This window comes from Mesorhizobium sp. UC74_2, assembly GCF_042701485.1.
In the GTDB taxonomy this organism is placed as follows: domain Bacteria; phylum Pseudomonadota; class Alphaproteobacteria; order Rhizobiales; family Rhizobiaceae; genus Mesorhizobium.
This window is the reverse complement of record NZ_CP170562.1, coordinates 3,604,912-3,622,302: the sequence shown is the minus strand read 5'-3', so window position 1 is coordinate 3,622,302 and position 17,391 is coordinate 3,604,912. Positions and strand designations below refer to the sequence as shown.

General features: G+C 63.1%; 17 protein-coding genes and 1 pseudogene. 14 read left to right on the top strand and 4 right to left on the bottom strand.

All coding sequences use genetic code 11. The features are described 5' to 3' along the window. Window positions 1-138 precede the first annotated feature (138 nt). The 4 genes from ACFJIU_RS17690 (at window position 139) to ACFJIU_RS17675 (ending at window position 4,688) form a co-directional block, all read left to right on the top strand. On the top strand, window positions 139-1,095 hold the full coding sequence (locus ACFJIU_RS17690) for an ABC transporter substrate-binding protein (protein WP_379073145.1): 957 nt from the start codon (window positions 139-141) through the stop codon (window positions 1,093-1,095). Between the two features lie 106 nt (window positions 1,096-1,201). Then, entirely contained in the window at window positions 1,202-2,698 is a 1,497-nt protein-coding gene (locus ACFJIU_RS17685; protein ID WP_379073144.1) for a sugar ABC transporter ATP-binding protein, read from the top strand. After that, entirely contained in the window at window positions 2,695-3,690 is a 996-nt protein-coding gene (locus tag ACFJIU_RS17680) for an ABC transporter permease (RefSeq protein WP_379061983.1), read from the top strand. Before ACFJIU_RS17685 ends, ACFJIU_RS17680 begins: the two co-directional genes overlap by 4 nt. Beyond that, window positions 3,687-4,688: an ABC transporter permease gene (locus ACFJIU_RS17675; protein ID WP_379061981.1), complete on the top strand. Its 1,002-nt coding sequence runs from the start codon at window positions 3,687-3,689 to the stop codon at window positions 4,686-4,688. The genes ACFJIU_RS17680 and ACFJIU_RS17675 overlap by 4 nt, the downstream gene beginning before the upstream one ends. A gap of 23 nt (window positions 4,689-4,711) precedes the next feature. Here the strand turns inward: ACFJIU_RS17675 and ACFJIU_RS17670 are convergent, their stop codons facing one another. Next, complete coding sequence (locus ACFJIU_RS17670) at window positions 4,712-5,731, bottom strand: LLM class flavin-dependent oxidoreductase (protein WP_379061978.1); 1,020 nt, start codon at window positions 5,729-5,731, stop codon at window positions 4,712-4,714. Between the two features lie 158 nt (window positions 5,732-5,889). Between ACFJIU_RS17670 and ACFJIU_RS17665 the strand changes: the two genes are divergently transcribed. Then, window positions 5,890-6,261: a cupin domain-containing protein gene (locus ACFJIU_RS17665; RefSeq protein WP_379061975.1), complete on the top strand. Its 372-nt coding sequence runs from the start codon at window positions 5,890-5,892 to the stop codon at window positions 6,259-6,261. Window positions 6,262-6,274: 13 nt separating this feature from the next. On the opposite strand, the gene ACFJIU_RS17660 is transcribed toward ACFJIU_RS17665, so the two are convergent. Then, window positions 6,275-7,684 carry a PLP-dependent aminotransferase family protein gene (locus ACFJIU_RS17660; RefSeq protein WP_379061973.1) on the bottom strand — a complete coding sequence of 470 codons (1,410 nt, stop codon included), beginning with the start codon at window positions 7,682-7,684 and terminating at the stop codon, window positions 6,275-6,277. 112 nt (window positions 7,685-7,796) lie between these two features. Here ACFJIU_RS17660 and ACFJIU_RS17655 point away from each other — a divergent pair, with 112 nt between their 5' ends. The 9 genes from ACFJIU_RS17655 (at window position 7,797) to ACFJIU_RS17615 (ending at window position 15,675) form a co-directional block, all read left to right on the top strand. Continuing rightward, window positions 7,797-8,636, top strand: a complete 840-nt coding sequence (locus ACFJIU_RS17655) for an SDR family NAD(P)-dependent oxidoreductase (protein ID WP_379061971.1) — start codon at window positions 7,797-7,799, stop codon at window positions 8,634-8,636. A gap of 77 nt (window positions 8,637-8,713) precedes the next feature. Then, window positions 8,714-9,733 (top strand): BMP family ABC transporter substrate-binding protein, encoded by a 1,020-nt coding sequence (locus ACFJIU_RS17650; RefSeq protein WP_379061968.1) that lies wholly within the window; start codon window positions 8,714-8,716, stop codon window positions 9,731-9,733. A 17-nt stretch (window positions 9,734-9,750) separates the two neighbouring features. After that, window positions 9,751-11,259: an ABC transporter ATP-binding protein gene (locus tag ACFJIU_RS17645; RefSeq protein ID WP_379061966.1), complete on the top strand. Its 1,509-nt coding sequence runs from the start codon at window positions 9,751-9,753 to the stop codon at window positions 11,257-11,259. Continuing rightward, window positions 11,256-11,678: a hypothetical protein gene (locus tag ACFJIU_RS17640; RefSeq protein WP_379061964.1), complete on the top strand. Its 423-nt coding sequence runs from the start codon at window positions 11,256-11,258 to the stop codon at window positions 11,676-11,678. The genes ACFJIU_RS17645 and ACFJIU_RS17640 overlap by 4 nt, the downstream gene beginning before the upstream one ends. Next, on the top strand, window positions 11,594-12,283 hold the full coding sequence (locus ACFJIU_RS17635) for an ABC transporter permease (protein WP_379061962.1): 690 nt from the start codon (window positions 11,594-11,596) through the stop codon (window positions 12,281-12,283). Before ACFJIU_RS17640 ends, ACFJIU_RS17635 begins: the two co-directional genes overlap by 85 nt. Before the next feature lie 3 nt (window positions 12,284-12,286). Beyond that, the gene (locus ACFJIU_RS17630) at window positions 12,287-13,174 is read left to right on the top strand and encodes an ABC transporter permease (RefSeq protein WP_379061959.1); all 888 of its coding nucleotides are present in this window, start codon (window positions 12,287-12,289) and stop codon (window positions 13,172-13,174) included. Window positions 13,175-13,184: 10 nt separating this feature from the next. Beyond that, window positions 13,185-14,393: a Tm-1-like ATP-binding domain-containing protein gene (locus tag ACFJIU_RS17625; RefSeq protein WP_379061957.1), complete on the top strand. Its 1,209-nt coding sequence runs from the start codon at window positions 13,185-13,187 to the stop codon at window positions 14,391-14,393. A 1-nt stretch (window position 14,394) separates the two neighbouring features. After that, complete coding sequence (locus ACFJIU_RS17620) at window positions 14,395-15,228, top strand: phosphoenolpyruvate hydrolase family protein (RefSeq protein ID WP_379061955.1); 834 nt, start codon at window positions 14,395-14,397, stop codon at window positions 15,226-15,228. A gap of 9 nt (window positions 15,229-15,237) precedes the next feature. After that, window positions 15,238-15,675, top strand: coding sequence for an SRPBCC family protein (locus ACFJIU_RS17615; RefSeq protein WP_379061953.1), 438 nt, complete (start codon window positions 15,238-15,240; stop codon window positions 15,673-15,675). A 60-nt stretch (window positions 15,676-15,735) separates the two neighbouring features. On the opposite strand, the gene ACFJIU_RS17610 is transcribed toward ACFJIU_RS17615, so the two are convergent. Continuing rightward, on the bottom strand, window positions 15,736-17,157 hold the full coding sequence (locus ACFJIU_RS17610) for a GMC family oxidoreductase (RefSeq protein WP_379061950.1): 1,422 nt from the start codon (window positions 17,155-17,157) through the stop codon (window positions 15,736-15,738). 109 nt (window positions 17,158-17,266) lie between these two features. Beyond that, window positions 17,267-17,335 (bottom strand): annotated as a pseudogene (locus ACFJIU_RS17605) (hypothetical protein); the annotation flags it as partial. Window positions 17,336-17,391: the final 56 nt, after the last annotated feature.

Below are 17,391 nucleotides of genomic sequence, written 5' to 3'. Positions count from 1 at the left end.
GCAAATATCCCGCATTGACTGCTAATAAAATTATCGTAGGATTGACCGGTGATCAGCAGACCGACGTCTGCCCGGCTGGAGGAGCCGGTTGCCCATCTGGAGGAACCCTCGATGTCACTGACCCGCCGTACTTTATTGATGACCGTAAGCGCCTTCGGCGTGCTGGGCCTTGTGTCCACCGTGGCCATGGCCGCAGATCTGCCGCCGCTGGCCAAGAAGGACAGCTACAAGGTTGGCTTCGCCCAGACCGAGTCCAACAATCCATGGCGCATCGCCCAGACTGAAAGCATGAAGGCCGAGGCCGCCAAGCTCGGCTATCAGTTCGTCTACACGGATGCGGCAGGCTCCGCGGCCAAGCAGGTTGCCGACGTCAATTCCATGATAGCGCAGGGTGTCGATCTCATCTTCCTGGCGCCGCGCGAGGAAAAGCCGCTGATCCCGGCGGTGCTCGCCGCCAAGAAGGCAGGCATTCCGGTCATTCTCCTGGACCGCAGCGTCGATCCCAAGCTGGCTGTTGCCGGCAAGGACTACGTCACCTTCATCGGCTCGGACTTCGTCGAGGAAGGCAAGCGCGTTGCCGAATGGCTGGTGAAGAACGCCAACGGCAAGACCAAGATCATCGAGCTGGAAGGCACCACCGGCTCGTCGCCGGCCAATGACCGCAAGAAGGGCTTCGACGAAGCCATCAAGGCGGCCGGCGGTTTCGAGATCGTCGCCTCGCAGTCGGGTGATTTCGCGCGCGACAAGGGGCGCCAGGTTGCGGAGGCGCTGCTACAGGCGCATCCCGACGCCAATGTCATCTATGCCCACAATGACGAGATGGCGCTCGGAGCGATCGCAGCGCTCGAAGCCGCGGGCAAGAAGCCGGGCACCGATGTGCTGGTGCTCTCCATCGACGGTGGCAAGGAAGCCGTCCAGGCAATTGCCGATGGCAAGATCGGCGCTGTCGTCGAATGCAACCCGCGCTTCGGCCCGATCGCCTATGAGACACTGAAGCGTTATGCCGGTGGCGAAAAGATCGAGGCCTGGGTGAAGAACAAGGACAAGTTCTACGACACATCCAACGCCGCGGCTGAGGTGTCAGGCGCTTACTGATTCATCTCCCCACCTGCGGTCGGAACGTATCGAGGAGCGTTTCGACCGCTTTTCTTTTGCACGTTCCGTGTTGAGTGTACAAACCATCACCAAGGGAGGATTTGCGATGCTGTTGTCGATGACGGGCATCAACAAGAGCTTTGGTGATGTCCGCGTTCTCACCGACGCTTCGCTTGCAGTGGAGCCTGGCGAAACCATGGCGCTGATCGGCCAGAACGGCGCCGGCAAATCCACGCTGATCAAGATCCTGACCGGCGCCTATGCGCACGATACCGGCAGGATAGAGTTCCAGGGGAAGGAGGTCCGGTTCGGCTCCACTGCCGAGAGCCAGGCGGGCGGCATTGCCACCATCTACCAGGAGATCAACCTCGCGCCTAACCGCACCGTGGCGGAGAACATCTTTCTCGGTCGCGAGCCGCGCCGCTTTGGCCTGGTGGACCGTGCAAGGATGCAGGCAGATGCCGCGACAGTGCTGCGACGTTTCAAGCTCGATATCGATGTGAACCGGCCGCTGCAGGATTTCGAGGCCGCGACCCGGCAGATGGTCGCGATCGCACGCGGCGTCACCCAGAACGCCAGGCTGCTCATTCTCGATGAGCCGACGTCCTCGCTCGACGAGCGCGAGGTCGCCGTGCTGTTCGAAACCATCCGGACCTTGAAGGCCGACGGTGTCGCGGCGATCTTCATCAGCCATCGGCTGGACGAGCTGTTCGCCATCTGTGACCGGGTCACCATCATGCGCGATGGCCGCACCGTGGCGGTCAGCCCGATGAAGGACATATCCAAGGTCGAACTGGTCAGGACCATGCTCGGCAAGGAACTCGCCGCCTTCACCGCCAAGAAACGCGCGCATGGCGACAACGAAGGGGCCGCACTCGTCGGCGTCGAGAACCTGGGCGCGGGTGTCCGGGTGCGCGATGTCTCTTTCAACATAGGCAGGGGCGAGATCGCCGGTCTCGCCGGGCTACTTGGCGCCGGCCGCACCGAAACCGCGCGATTGATTTATGCTGCCGACCGCAAGGAGCGGGGAACCGTCAAGGTCGATGGACGGGAGAGCAACTATATCGCTCCGGCCGACGCCATCGCCGACGGCATGGGTTTTGTTTCCGAGGACCGCAAGATCGAAGGCATCGTGCCGGAGATGAGCGTGCGAGAGAACATGACACTCGCCATCCTGCCGAAGCTGCAGAAGGCCGGTATCATCGACAAGGCCGCCCAACGGGCGATCGTCGAGAAATACATCGCCGCACTCGGCATCAAATGTTCCTCGCCCGAGCAGCCGATCCGTGAACTCTCGGGTGGCAACCAGCAGAAGGTCCTGCTTGCGCGCTGGCTCTGCATGAATCCGCGTCTGCTGATCGTCGACGAACCGACGCGCGGCATCGATGTCGGCGCCAAGGCCGAGATCCTGAAGCTGCTGCGCAGCCTTGCGGATGAGGGCTTGAGCGTACTGATGATCTCCTCCGAACTCGAGGAGTTGATCGCCGCGGCTGATCACGTCACGGTCTTGAGCGATGGCCTCTCTGTCCGCCGGCTGGCATCCGAGGAAATCACTGAAGCCAATCTCCTGTCCGCCATGGCCCATCAGGAGGTGCCGGCATGACCGCTGCGCAAGACACGGCCGGTCCCGCGAGACGCTTCAACCTCGCTGCATGGCTGAGCCGTTACGGTACCTTGCTGGCGTTTCTGCTGTTGATCGCCTTCAACGTCATCGCGACGCCGAATTTCCTGTCGCTCCAGACCCTCAATGTGAACCTGACCCAGGTTGCCACCATCGTCATCGTCGCGGTCGGCATGACATTGGTGATCGCGACCGGGGGCATCGACCTGTCGGTCGGTTCGCTGATGGCGATCGCCGGAGCGCTCGCGCCGATGATCCTGATGGGGGGGCTGGCGCCCACCACGAACCCGCTGGTGGTTCTGCCGCTGGCGTTCATCGTGCCGCTCGTCGTGGCCGGTCTGCTCGGCTGGTTCAATGGGTTCCTCGTCACCCACTATTCGATCCAACCGATCGTGGCGACCCTGGTTTTGTTCACCGCCGGGCGCGGCATCGCCCAGGTGATGACCAACGGCAACCTCCAGGTGTTCAAGAACGAGGCTTTCCAATTCGTGGCGCTGGGGCATGTCTTCGGCATCCCGACACAGGTGCTGATCATGGTTGTGGTGGTGGCTGCGGCCGCCTTCCTGATCAAGGGCACCGCATTGGGGCGTCAGATCCTGGCTGTCGGCGGCAATGAAAAGGCGGCACGCCTTTCGGGCATTCCGGCAAAGCGGGTGAAGCGCTTCGTCTATGTCATCAGCGGTGTGCTGGCTGGCCTCGCCGGGCTCATCGTCGTGGCGAGGAACTCGGCCAGTGACGCCAATCTGGTCGGGCTTGGCATGGAGCTCGATGCCATTGCCGCGGTCGCGGTCGGCGGCACGTTGTTGACCGGCGGCAGGGCAAACATCATCGGCACCTTGCTCGGCGCCTGCGTTATCCAGCTCGTCCGTTATACCTTGCTCGCCAATGGCGTGCCGGATGCCGCCGCACTCGTCGTCAAGGCAGCGCTGATCGTGGCGGCCGTCTACATCCAGCAAAGCGCGGACCGGACATGATGCAGGAGAATTCGCGCTCGAATATCGTCGCGGCGTTGATCCCGCGTTCCAATCTTCAGCTTGCGCGGCTGTGCGTGATCACGGTGGTGTTCGCTCTGCTGATTTTCGCGGCGCTGCGCTACGATAACTTCCTGTCGAGCTACAACATCCTTTCGTTCCTGCGCTACAATTCCATGTTCATGCTGATAGCGCTCGGCATGGCGCTGGTGATCATGACCGGTGGCATCGACCTTTCGGTGGGGGGCACGGCAGCGATGACCAGCGTCGTCGCCGCATTGCTGTCGCCTTATGGCTGGGTGCCCGGCTTGCTGGGCGGACTGGCTGCGGGGCTCGCCGTCGGCATCGTCAATGGGCTGGTCGTCACACGGCTGCGCATCCAGCCCTTCATCGCCACTTTGGCGGCCATGCTCGCTACCTATGGCACGGCCCTGCTGCTTTCCGGCAATCAGTCGGTCTCCGTTTCCTACGACACCGCCTTCATCTCGATCGGCCAGGATGATTTCCTCGGCTTTCCGATCCCAGCCTGGATCGCCATTGCCTGTTATGTGGCGGGATGGATCGCGCTGGAAAGGCATCCGGTCGGCAGGCGCATCCTGGCCGTTGGCGATGGTGAAGCGACAGCGAAACTGATGGGCTTGAAGGTCGGACGAACGTTGCTTGGCGTCTACGCGACCTCCGGCCTTCTCGCCGGACTGGCTGGCGTCATCCTGGCCGCGCAGTTCGGAGCTGGCCAGCCGACAGAGGGCGTGGGCTGGGAGCTGTTTGCAATCTCGTCCGTCGTCGTCGGCGGCACGCTGCTGTCCGGCGGGGTCGGCTCCGTCGGCGCGACCCTGGCAGGCGCCATCCTGCTTGCTATGGTCTTCAACATCCTCAATTTCGAGAATGGCCTTGGCGTCATCTCGCTGTCTGCCTACTGGCAGTCGGTCATCCGTGGCGCCTTCCTGCTGGTGGTCGTCATCCTGCAGGCCAAATTGATGAACGGGCGCTCACCGCGATGATGCGATGAGCGCCGTCATTTCCGTCAGCGCCAGCCGAGCGCTGGCGCGACATGCTTGACGATCGACTCGATGACATGGGCGTTGTAGTCGACGCCGAGCTGGTTGGGCACGGTCAGCAGCAACGTGTCGGCTTCGGTGATCGCGTCATCCTGCTTGAGCTGCTCGACGAGCACATCCGGTTCCGCCGCATAGGTCCGGCCGAACACCGCCCGCGTATCCGCCTCGATGTAGCCGAAGTGATCCTGGCTGTCGCTGCCGCCGAAATAGGCGCGGTCGCGATCATCGACCAGTGCGAAGATGCTGCGGCTGACCGAAACCCGCGGCTCGCGTGTGTGGCCGGCCTCCTTCCACGCAGCGCGGAAGGCGCGGATCTGCTCAGCCTGCTGGATGTGCAGCGGCTTCCCGCTCTCATCGAATTTCAGCGTCGAGCTTTGCAGGTTCATGCCGAGTTTGGCCGCCCATTCGGCAGTGGCGTTGGTGGCTGCACCCCACCAGATCCTGTCCCGCAGTCCTTCGGAGAAGGGCTCCAGGCGCAACATGCCGGGCGGATTGGGGAACATCGGCCGTGGATTGGGTTGTGCGAAACCCTGGCCCTTGAGAACGTCGAGGAAGACTTCCGCATGGCGTCTGGCCATGTCGGCGTCGCTCTGGCCCTCCGGCGGTGCGTAGCCGAAATAGCGCCAGCCATCGATCACCTGCTCCGGCGAGCCGCGGCTGATGCCGAGCTGCAGGCGCCCGCCGGCGATCAGGTCGGCCGCGCCGGCATCCTCGGCCATGTAGAGCGGGTTTTCGTAGCGCATGTCGATGACGGCCGTGCCGATTTCGATACGGCTCGTCCTGGCCCCGACCGCTGCGAGCAATGGAAAGGGCGAGCCCAGCTGGCGGGCGAAATGATGCACGCGGAAATAGGCACCGTCGGCGCCCAGTTCCTCGGCGGCGACGGCAAGGTCGATCGATTGCAGAAGTGCATCCGACGCCGAGCGCGTCTGCGATTGTGGCGAGGGCGACCAATGGCCGAAGGAGAGAAAGCCGATGTTTTTCATGGCAAAGGATGTAGCACATCGATCCCCGGCTTCAATGGAAGGCAATGCAACGCACTGTCGCTGCGGCAGAGACAATCGGACCACTTCCCGCAAAGTGGAACTTGCGGACAGCTGGGTCGATCGGTTCCTTCGCGCTGCCAACAAGCGGGAGGAAAACCTTGACTGAAGATCAGAAGATCGTTGTCGCCAACAACAAGGGCGAGTTCTGGACCGACGAGCGCTGCTACATCACCGAATTGCACAACACCGAAGCATCGCCGGAGGCCTCATTGGCGGTGGCGCGTGTCGAAGTTGGCGTGACCACACAACTGCATAGCCTCACCGGCGTGATTGAGCGCTACATCGTTCGCCAGGGCGAAGGGATACTCGAAGTCAACGGCGTCAAGCGCAAGCTGATGGTGGGCGATCAGGCGGTCATCCCGGCTCAGGCGCCGCAGCGCATCGAAAATACCGGTTCGGTCGACCTGGAATTCTATTGCCTGTGCACGCCGCGTTTCTTCCCGGAATCCTACGTCAATCTCGAACAGTAGGACGATCGTCTCGCTAGGCTGCTGTCCTTCGTAGCACCAGGTCGGAAATCGTTTCGATCGCAAACTGCATCGTCTCGGCCGGACGCACGAAGGGCAGGCGAATGAAGTCGCCGAAATTCTCCTGCGCTGAATAGCCCGGCCCGGCAGAGAGCAGGAGGCGGTGTCGCTGTGCTTCCTGGCACAGCGACACCGTGTCGACGCCCGGCATGTGGATCCACATGGCGGTGCCGCCGGCCGGTTGCGACCAATGCCAGCGACCGTGAGCCCGTCCGGAAATCAGGTCTTCGGCGACCTTGAGATGGCTGCTGATCTCCTCGTGCCGATACGCCCGCGCCGCCTGGATGTTTTCGAGCAGGCCGACGGCAAGGTTCTGGTCGAACATCGAGCAACCAAGATCGTTGACCGCCTTGAAGCTTGCCAGCCGTTTTATCATCGGCGGGTTTGCACGGATCCAGCCGATACGGATGCCGCCCCAGAACAGTTTGGAGAGCGTGCCGATGGTGGCGATCTGGTCGGACTTTGCCTGGCCGGCGATCGGCCGCGGTGTTGCCCCGGCGATCGTCGACAGCTCGTTCTGTGCGCCATCCTCGACAAGGAAGGTTGGATAGCGGTCGAGCAGGTCGACCAGGTCGCGGCGGCCTGCGTCGTCCAGCGATCGTCCCGTCGGATTGTGCACTTCCGGGAAAAGGTAGAGCAGCTTTGGCCGGTTCCTGAGCGCCCTTTCAAGCTGGTCCATGTCCAGGCCGTGGGCGCTGATGCCGACCGGCACGATCCTGGCATTGCGGCGGCGAAAGACTTCCAGCGAGCCGCGATAGGCGGGATCCTCCACGACCACCGCGTCCGACGCATCGACCAGGGCGTTGGCCAGCAGCCACACCGCCTGCTGCGCACCGCTGGTGATGAGTATGTTGTCGGAATGCGTGGGCAAGCCGAGGTCCGTATAATAACGCGCGACGGCCCAGCGCAGTGCCGGCAGCCCGGACGCATCGTAGCCGAGGCCGGACGCAACACTCGCCAGATCGGCGCCCCGCAACGCCGCCAGTGCCTCGGTCAGGATGGGAGACGGCGGCAGGGCACCGCTGGTCATGTCGATGTCTTCGGGCAACGCCTGCATCTCGCCGGCAAGGCGCGTGTGCGCGACGCCGGGTGCGTTCGCCGATGCGATGATGCGGTGACCGCTGCCATGGCGGCTGTCGAGCACGCCGGCGTCGCGCAGCGACGCGTAGGCTGCAACGACGGACCCACGGCTGACCGCAAGGGCGGTTGCCAGTGTCCGTTCCGACGGCATCAGGGCACCCGCCGGCAGCTCCCTGGCCGTTATCAGCCGGCCGATCGCCAGGCTGAGCTGCTGAGGAACCTTGCCTTCGGCCGTTTGCCAGCCGCCGATGAGCCGGCTGATGCGCGCGGGTGAAATCCTGTTCATATGTGGTCCACTTCTCGACAAGTGGACTTTGCCAGATGCCGCCCAGTAGAGCAATTTCACTTTCGGGAAAACGGATAAGAGGCCTCGATCTGGAGGTCCAAGGGGAGGAGATATGGGCTCTTTTGCCACCAGGGGCGAACATCGCCCGCTGGCCGTGCGCCAGGTTGCGCCGGTACGGTCACACGCAAACAAACGTTATCTCGTTCTTGGCGGTGCAGGCGGTGCCGGCAAGGCTGCGGCTGCATTGCTCGCAGCCGAAGGCGCCTCGGTGGTCATCGGCGACGTGCGCGAACAGGCACTGACCGAAGCGATTGCGGATCTCAACAAGGATGGCGGCAGCACGAGCGCCGTCGTGGTCGACCTCGGCAATGCTGGCTCGATCGCGGCTGCGATCGATCAGGCCGAGCAGCGTCTTGGCGGCATCGACGGCCTGGTGAACTGCGCAGCCATTGTCCGTCACGTCGATCCGCTTGAAACGCCCTGGACCGACTGGGAGCGTGTCTTCGCCATCAACGTCTTCGGCGCCTTCGAAGCCTCACGTCTCGTGGCCAAGGCGATGATCGCCAAGGGCATCAAGGGCGCGATCGTCAATGTCGCATCGGAGGCCGGCAAGAAGGGCCACACCCAGTCGCTCGCCTACAGTGCCAGCAAGGCGGCGATGATCAATTTCACGCGGGTGCTGTCGGAAGTGCTCGCCCCCAACGACATCAATGTGAACTGTGTCTGCCCTGGCGGCATGGCAACGGACATGCTGCGCGAGGTTGCCGTCGCCTATGGCGACCTGGTCAAGCAGGCCCCGGATGACGTGTTCGAGCAGCTTATCAGCTCGCAACTGCGTCGGCATATCGATCCGGTCGAGGTGGCAAGGACGATTTCGTTCCTGCTGAGCGACGACGCCATGATCATCCGCGGCCAATCCATCAACACCGATGGCGGCGATACGCCGTATTGAGGCTATTTCCCTGGCGGACTACGCGGCATGTGCGTGTGTTCCGTTGCAACATTCATGCTTGCCTGTGGGGTTCAAAAATGACGACTGCCAGCAAACTCTTGCATCTCTGCCTGGGCTCGGTACTTGCCCTTTCTGCGGCATCCGTTCCGGTCCGCGCTGAAGAAAATTCGTTCGTCCTGGTCACGCCGAGCCGCATCGGTGTGAACAAGTTCCTCGGTCTGGGGAAGACCGGCATCGAAAAGGCGGCCGCAGATCAGGGCGCCAAGGCCAAGATATTCGAAGGCACCGATCCATCCACCCGCCGGCAGCATGTCCAGGCGGCAATCGACATGAAGGCGTCGATCGTCGCGGTCATGGGGTTCGAGTTCGGCGACATCATCGCTGACCTTGCGCCGGAATACCCGGACACGAACTTCGTCATCGTCGACACCTGCATTCCGGATGCACCGAAGAACGTCTATTGCGCGGTCTTCCGCGAACAGGAGGCAGCCTATCTGGCCGGAGCCGAAGCTGCACTGACCTCGACCAGCAAGACGGTCGGCGTCATCGGTGCGCTCGATATCCCGTTCCTGCATCGCTACACGGATTCCTTCGCGCTCGGCGCCAAGGCGACCCGTCCCGACATCAACGTGCTGCCCACCTCATGGATCGGTGGGGACAACCCGTTCCAGGATCCGGTGCGGGCGCAGACGCAGGCGACCCTGCAGCTATCGAACGGCGCGGACCGCATCTATGCGGTTGCCGCCGGCAGCAATGGCGGCGTCTTCAAGGCAGTCGCCGATAAGCCGGGCGCGATGGCCATCGGTCTCGACGTCAATCAATGCGGCGATGCGCCCGGAGCCATCCTCGACAGCACCTTGAAGAAGGTGGACGTCATTCTGCCAGCCACCATCGACGGCATCCTGAAGGGGTCGGCCAAGCCGGTGGTGAGCTTCGGTCTTGCCGAAGGTGGCCTCGAACTGGTCGCCACTACGGACGCGGTCGCCTCGTCGGGCTGCAAGATCGCCGAGAAGCCGGAAGTCATCGGCCAGCTCAAGGATATCCAGGCCAAGATTGTTTCGGGCGCGATCACCGTGCCTGATCCGATGGCGCAATAACGCGACCTTGGAGCGCGATGATGACCTTGCTTCAGATGGAGGGCATCACCAAGCGATTTGACGGTGTCGTTGCCAATGACGGGATCAGCCTGTCTGTCAACAGCGGTGAGATCCATGCGCTGATGGGGGAGAATGGGGCAGGCAAGTCCACCCTTATGAACATCCTCTACGGTCTGCTCAAACCCGACGCCGGGGAAATCCTGGTCGACGGCAAGGCCATGGATTTCGCCAGCCCGCTGGGCGCGATCGCAGCCGGCATCGGCATGGTCCACCAGACCTTCAGGCAGTTCCCCGATCTGACGGTCTGGGAAAACCTGGTGTTCCAGAACGAGCCCAGGCAAGGGCCGTTTGTCTCCGCAGATGCCGCGCGCGATTTCGTCCGGCGTCTCGGCTCCAGGCATGGTCTCGAGATCGATCCGGACAGCCGGGTCCGCGATCTGGCGGTGGGCATCCGCCAGCGCCTGGAGATCCTGAAGGCGCTGTCGCGCGAGGCCAGGATCCTGATCCTGGACGAGCCGACGGCCGTCCTCACGCCGCAGGAGCGGGACGGCCTGTTTTCCGCCATGCGCGAGCTGGCCGGCAAGGGCATGGCCCTCATCCTTGTCACCCACAAGATCCCTGAGGTGATTGCCATCACCGACAAGATCACGGTCATGCGTGACGGTCGCGTCTCCGGCACCCTGGTGACCCGGGAAACGAACGAGGCCGAGATCATCAGGGCGATGGTTGGCCGCAACGTGCCACCGACGGTTGCGTCGAAGGTCACATCCGATGCCCAGCCGATGCTTTCGGTCAAGGATCTGTCGGTTCGCAAGGGGGCCGTCACGGTCGTGGACAGCGTTTCCTTCGACGTCCGTCCGGGCGAGATCGTCGGCATCGCCGGTGTTTCGGGGAACGGGCAGCCGCAGCTGATCTCGGCGGTCATGGGCCTTGAGCCGTCGACAGGCATGGTGAGCATCGGCGGTCAGGACATCTCCAGGTTTCCGATTGCACGCCGCCGGGCGACGGGCATCTCCTATGTGCCGGAAGATCGTCATCTGACAGGCACGGCACCCGCGGCCTCGATCGCCGAAAACATCGTCTTCGGCACGCACCGCAATGCTGCTGTCTCCCGAAAGGGTTTCCTGCGCAAGGATGCGATTCGCGCCCAGGCGCGTAAACTGATCGAACGGTTCAGGGTGAAGGCTGCCTCCGAGCAACTGCCGATAGGCTCCCTGTCGGGCGGCAACATGCAGAAAGTCGTGATCGCCCGCGAAGTCGAACACGGCTCACCGTTGATCATCGTCGAGGAGCCGACCCGCGGCGTCGATGTCGGCGCCATCGAATTCATCCACCAGACCTTGATTGCCGAGCGGGACAAGGGCCGGGCGATCCTCGTGGTGTCGTCCGACCTGACGGAGTTGCTCGCTCTCTCTGATCGAATTCTCGTGATGTTCGAGGGGCGCATCAACGCCAGTCTCACCGGAAGCGACATGAACGAGGACACCGTCGGCCGCTGGATGATGGGGGGAGCGGAAACCAGATGATTGCAGCGGCTCTCGATACGAAATCCCGCCTGGCGGCAATCCTGTTCTCCATCGCGGCCGCGGTCGCGCTTGGGGGACTTGTCGTCGGCCTCACCGGCGCCAATCCCATCTCGGTCTACCTTGAGATCGCCAAGGGGGCTGTTCTCGGACGCGGGTTGGACGAGACGCTGGCCCGCTCCGTGCCTCTGGTCGGCATGGCGCTGGCGGCTGCGATCGCGTTGCGGGCGGGGCTGGTTAATCTGGGTGGTGACGGGCAGATGCTGATCGGCGGTCTCGCCGCCGCACTGGTCGCGCTTTACCTGCCTGTTCCAGGTGTCGCCCGGGCGGTCCTGCATTGGCCGCTGCCATCTGCGCCGGCGGAACTCTATGCCGCCGGCTTGCCGCGGTCCTGCAGCTCAGCCTCGGCATCCCCTTCCTGATTGCAAGCCTGCTGTTCAGCTACATCGCGCGCGGCCTGACATCCTATCTCGTGCGCTATCCGTTGCGCGACCCGGCCACCGGCATGCCGGAGACCTATCGTGTCGCCTCGGGAGCGCGGCTGCCCGCCCACATCTTCGACCTGCCGGTCAGCATGGCCATGGTCATCATGGCGGTTGTGGCCGTCGTGATCGTGGTCAACGACAGAAGCGGGGTCAACGGCTTCGAATGGCGCATGACCGGCCTCAACGCTCGCTTCGCGCAGTATTCGGGCGTGAACCTGTCGCGGCAAACACAACGCGTGGCATTCCTCAGCGGTGCACTGGCCGGCCTCGTCGGCGCCCTGCTCATCCTGGGGCAACAGTACCGCTTCACCGACGGCGCTCTGCTTGCACCTGGTTATACCTGGTCCGGGCTGATGGCCGCGGTCCTTGCCATGGCCAGCCCGATCGCGACGATCGTCACATCGGTGTTCTTCGCCGCGCTTCAGGTCGGAGGCTTTTCCATGGAGAGGGCGCTGGGTCTGCCGGCGGTCCTGACATGGGTGTTGCAGGCGCTGATCATCCTTTGCCTCGCCGCGCGCCCGATCCTCTTCAGGAAGCGATAGGCCATGCTCAACATGCTGCTTTCGCAAGTTCTCGACCTGATGACGCCGGTGCTGCTTGCCGCGATGGCCGGTGCCTTGTGCGAGCGCGCCGGCGTGTTCAACATCGCACTGGAAGGCAAGATGCTGGTCGGCGCCTTTGTTGCCGTCGCGACCAGCATCGCCTTTGGCTCACCTGTCCTGGCGGTTGTCTCGGCTGTTTTCTGCACGGCGATCTTCGCCTCGCCCCTGGCGCTTGGCGGTGCACGTCTTGGCGGCGATCCCATCGTCATCGGTATCGGCCTGAATCTGCTCGCCTCCGGCCTGACCACCTATCTGCTGGGGGCGATTTTCGGCGTGACCGGCACGCTGGTCGATCCGTCGGTCACTGCACTGCCCAGGTTCGACATTGCAGCGCTGGCGGACGTGCCGGTGCTCGGCGCGATCCTCGGACACAACGCGCTCGTCTATCTGTCCTGGCTGCTTGTGCTCATCTTCAACATCTACCTGTTCCGCACGCCCTGGGGGCTGCGTTTGCGCGGCATTGGCGAGGTGCCGTCGGCAGCGGCGGCAATGGGAGCGAATGTCAGCCGCTACCAGACGGCGATCATCATCCTGGCTGGCGGCCTGTGCGGCCTGGCCGGAGCGCAACTGGCGCTCGGCTCCGTCGCGCTCTTCGCGGAGAACATGACGGCCGGGCGCGGTTGGATAGCCGTCGTCGCGGTGATGCTGGGACGCGCCCATCCCTTGGGCATTGCGCTGGCTTGTCTCGGTTTCGGGCTCGCCGATGCCGTCGGGTTGCGGCTGCAAGGGCAGGGATTGCCCAATCAGATCACCGACATTGCGCCCTATGCCATCACGCTGCTCGCGATGATCGGTCTCGGCCTGCGCGGCATCAAGAAAAGAAGCGTTTGAGGAGGAAGAGATGAGCGTTCCAAAGACCGTCTATGTGGCTGGTTCCTGCGACACCAAAGGTGATGAACTCCATTATGTGACCAGGATCATCCGGGCACAGGGCGTTTCGGCTGTGCTGGTCGATCTTTCCACCGACAAGCCGTCGGCCAATGCCGATATCGACGCCAAAACGGTCGCTGGGTTTCATCCCGGCGGCGTCGCGGCAGTTTTCACCGGAGACCGCGGTTCGGCGGTTTCGGCCATGGGGCTTGCCTTCGAAAGGTTCATCCTGTCGCGGGATGATGTCGGCGGCGTCATCGGCCTGGGCGGTTCCGGCGGCACCGCCATGGTGACGCAGGCCATGCGTGTTCTCCCGGTCGGTACACCCAGGGTGATGGTCTCCACCGTGGCTGCCGGCAATGTGAGCGCCTATGTCGGTCCCAACGACATCGCCATGGTCAACTCGATCACCGACATCGCCGGCCTCAACCGGATATCGCGGACCGTCCTGTCGAACGCTGCCAATTCGATTGCCGGCATGGTCCGCAACCGGCAGGAACTTGAGCAGGAAGACAAGCCGGCGCTCGGCCTGACCATGTTCGGTGTCACCACGCCTTGCGTCACCCAGGTCGTGGAGCAGTTGCACGACCGCTTCGAATGCCTGGTCTTCCACGCCACCGGCATCGGCGGCCAGTCGATGGAAAAGCTGGCGTCTTCCGGCTTCCTTGCAGGCGTGCTCGACATCACCACCACCGAAGTCTGCGACCTGCTTTTCGGCGGCATCCTGCCGGCGACGGAAGACAGGTTCTCTTTCCTGGCGCAGTCACCCCTGCCTTATGTCGGCTCGTGCGGCGCGCTCGACATGGTCAATTTCGCGGGCATCGACACGGTCCCGGAGAAGTATCGCAATCGCAACCTCTACATCCACAATCCCCAGATCACGCTGATGCGTACGACGCTGGAGGAAAACGTGGCGATGGGCAAATGGATCGGCGAGCGCCTGAACCGCAGCATCGGCCCGGTGCGTTTCCTGCTGCCGCTCGGCGGCGTCTCACTGCTCGACGCTCCCGGCCAGCCATTCCACGATCCGGCATCCGACGAGGCCCTGTTTGCCGCCATCGAGAGCACGGTCCAGCAGACCGCCGAGCGCCAGGTGCTCAGGGTGCCGCATGCGATCAACGCACCGGAATTCAGTTCCGAAGTCGTTCGCCACTTCAATGAAATCAGCAAAGGTCGGTAGTATGAGATTTGAACGAAGCCAGTTGCTGGGCAAGTTTCGCGCACAGATCAAGGCGAAGATCCCCATCATCGGCGGTGGCGCCGGCACCGGCCTCTCGGCCAAATGCGAGGAAGCCGGCGGCATCGACCTGATCGTCATCTACAATTCCGGCCGCTACCGCATGGCCGGCCGCGGTTCGCTGGCAGGGCTGCTCGCTTATGGCAATGCGAACGAGATCGTCGTCGATATGGCGCGCGAGGTGTTGCCCGTGGTCAAGCACACGCCAGTGCTTGCCGGCGTGAACGGCACCGACCCATTCTGCCAGTTCGATCCCTTCCTGGATCAGCTGAAGGAGATCGGTTTTGCCGGCATCCAGAACTTCCCGACTGTCGGTCTGATCGACGGCAAGTTCAGGGCAAATCTGGAAGAGACCGGCATGGGTTATGCGATGGAGGTCGACCTTGTTCGCCTGGCGCGCAGCAAGGACATGCTCACCACGCCCTATGTCTTCTCGGTCGAGGATGCAAAGGCGATGACGGAAGCCGGCGCCGACATCATCGTGGCGCATATGGGCCTGACCACAGGCGGCACGATCGGCGCCGACACGGCGCTGATGTTGCAGGATTGCGTCGGCGAGATCAACGCCATCGCCGCGGCCGCCCGCGCGATCAACCCGGACATCATCATCCTTTGCCACGGCGGCCCGATCGCCGAGCCTGAGGATGCCCGCTACATCCTGCAGCAATGCCCCGGCTGTCATGGCTTCTATGGCGCATCGAGCATGGAGCGCCTGCCGGTGGAAAAGGCCCTCGTCGCACAGACGCAGGCCTTCAAGAACCTAGTCGTCCAACAATAGGAGAGGAATGTGGCCAAGGCTTATGCAAGCGCGGTGATCGACGCGCCGATCGAAACCGTGTGGAAGACCGTGCGCGACTTCAACGGGCTGCCGACCTGGCATCCGGCGATCGCCAAAAGCGAGATCGAGGGCGGAGCGGCGAGCGATTCCGTCGGTTCGATCCGTTCCTTCTATCTCCAGGACGGCGCCCATGTGCGCGAACAACTGCTTGCACTCAGCGACAACGAGCACTCGCTGTCCTACAGCTTCGTGAAGCCGGCCTTCCCGGTAAAGAACTATGTCGCCTCGATCCGGCTGCTGCCGATCACGGACGGCAACCGCACCTTCGCCGAATGGGTCGCCAATTTCGACGAGGAACCGGAAGACACCGGAAAATACGTTGAGATCGTTTCCGATCACGTGTTCGCGGCCGGCTGGAAAGCGCTGCAGGAACATCTGGCCAAATAGCCACGTTTGCCTGAAGCGGGCTCCCGAGCGGTACGTTGGCCGCTCGGGAGCAATCCCTGGCTAGGATTGCAGGATCATGTCCGCCGCGCGCTGACCGATCATCATGCTCGGCGCGTTGGTATTGCCGGAGATCAATTTCGGCATGATGGAGGCGTCGGCGACGCGAAGTCCCTCGAGACCACGCACTTTCAGGGTTCCTGGATCGACGACCGCCATGGCGTCGTTGCCCATCTTGCAGGTGCCGACCGGGTGATAGACGGTCAGCGCCTCGGCGCGCAGATAGGCAAGGATCTCGTCGTCGGAACGGACATCCTTCCCGGGCAGCATCTCGATCCCCCGCACGGGATCGAAGACTGACGATGCGAAGATCGTACGAGCGACCTTGATGCCTTCGACGAGAACCCGTGCGTCCTGTTCATCCGAGAAGAAACGGTGATCGATCTGCGTGGGCGTGGACGCACCGTCACGTGTGAGCGTGATCTCGCCTATGCTTTTCGGACGCAGCACGCAGGTGTGGATGGCATAGCCGTGGCCGTACTCGACCAGCCTGCCGCGATGGCTGCGATAGCCCGGCACGAAGTGGAACTGGATGTCGGGTTCTGCGCCCGCGTAACGGGTTCGCGCGAAGCCGCCCGCCTCGACATAATTGGTCGTCAGCATGCCTTTGCGGCGCGCGAAGTAGCTGTAGGGCGCGGCGAGGATCCGGGGCAGGTTGGCAACGGAAAGCCCAAGCGTGCGCGGGCTCGACGAGCGCACCGTGATCATGCCGTCGACATGATCCTGCAGGTTCTTGCCAACACCGGGCAGTTCATGGATCGGCGCGATGCCGACGCGCCGGAGTTCTTCTGCCGGGCCAATCCCGGATTCCAGCAGGATCTGCGGCGAGTTGATGGCGCCGGCCGACAGCACCACTTCGCGAACGGCCGTCAATAATGTGTCGATGCCTTTGCGGCGGATGCTCACGCCCGTCACGCGCTTATCCGAGACGACGACGTTCTTGACCGTGCATTCGCTCAATACGGTCAGGTTCGGACGGTTGAGGACCGGACGTACGAAAGCGGTGAAGGCGCTGAAGCGTTGCCCCCGGTCCTGCGTCACATTGTAGATGCCGACACCGAATTGCGATCCGGCGTTGAAATCGCCGTTCTCCGGCAAGCCAGCATCCTTGCCCGCCGCCACGAACATGCGCGAAAGCTCGTTGGGATCGCGCGGGTTGTCGACCAGAAGGTCGCCGTCCGTGCCGTGATACCGCCTGTCCTGGCCGAGCAGGTTGCGCTCCAGCCTCTTGAAGACGGGCAGCACGTCGTCATAGGACCAGCCGGCGCAGCCAAGGCCTGCCCACTCGTCATAGTCGGCAGCCGCGCCGCGTATGTAGACCATGGAGTTGATCGAGGTTGAACCACCCAGCGCCTTGCCCCGATTGACCGGAATGCGGCGACCGTTCAGTTCCGGCTGGGGGAACTCCGAAATAGCAATAGTCATAGTTCGGGTTGCCATAGAGCGAGAGGATTCCGGCGGGAACCTTCACCCGCAGGTTTTGGTCACTGCCGCCGGCCTCGATCAGGCAGACCCTTGTTGCCGCGTTGGCGCTGAGACGGTTCGCCAGCACGCAACCAGCCGAGCCTGAGCCGACGACGATGTAGTCGTATGTGTCATTCATGATTTATGCCGCGATAGCAGGAGAGCCTCCCGCCCACGAATGGGCGGGAGCGGTGT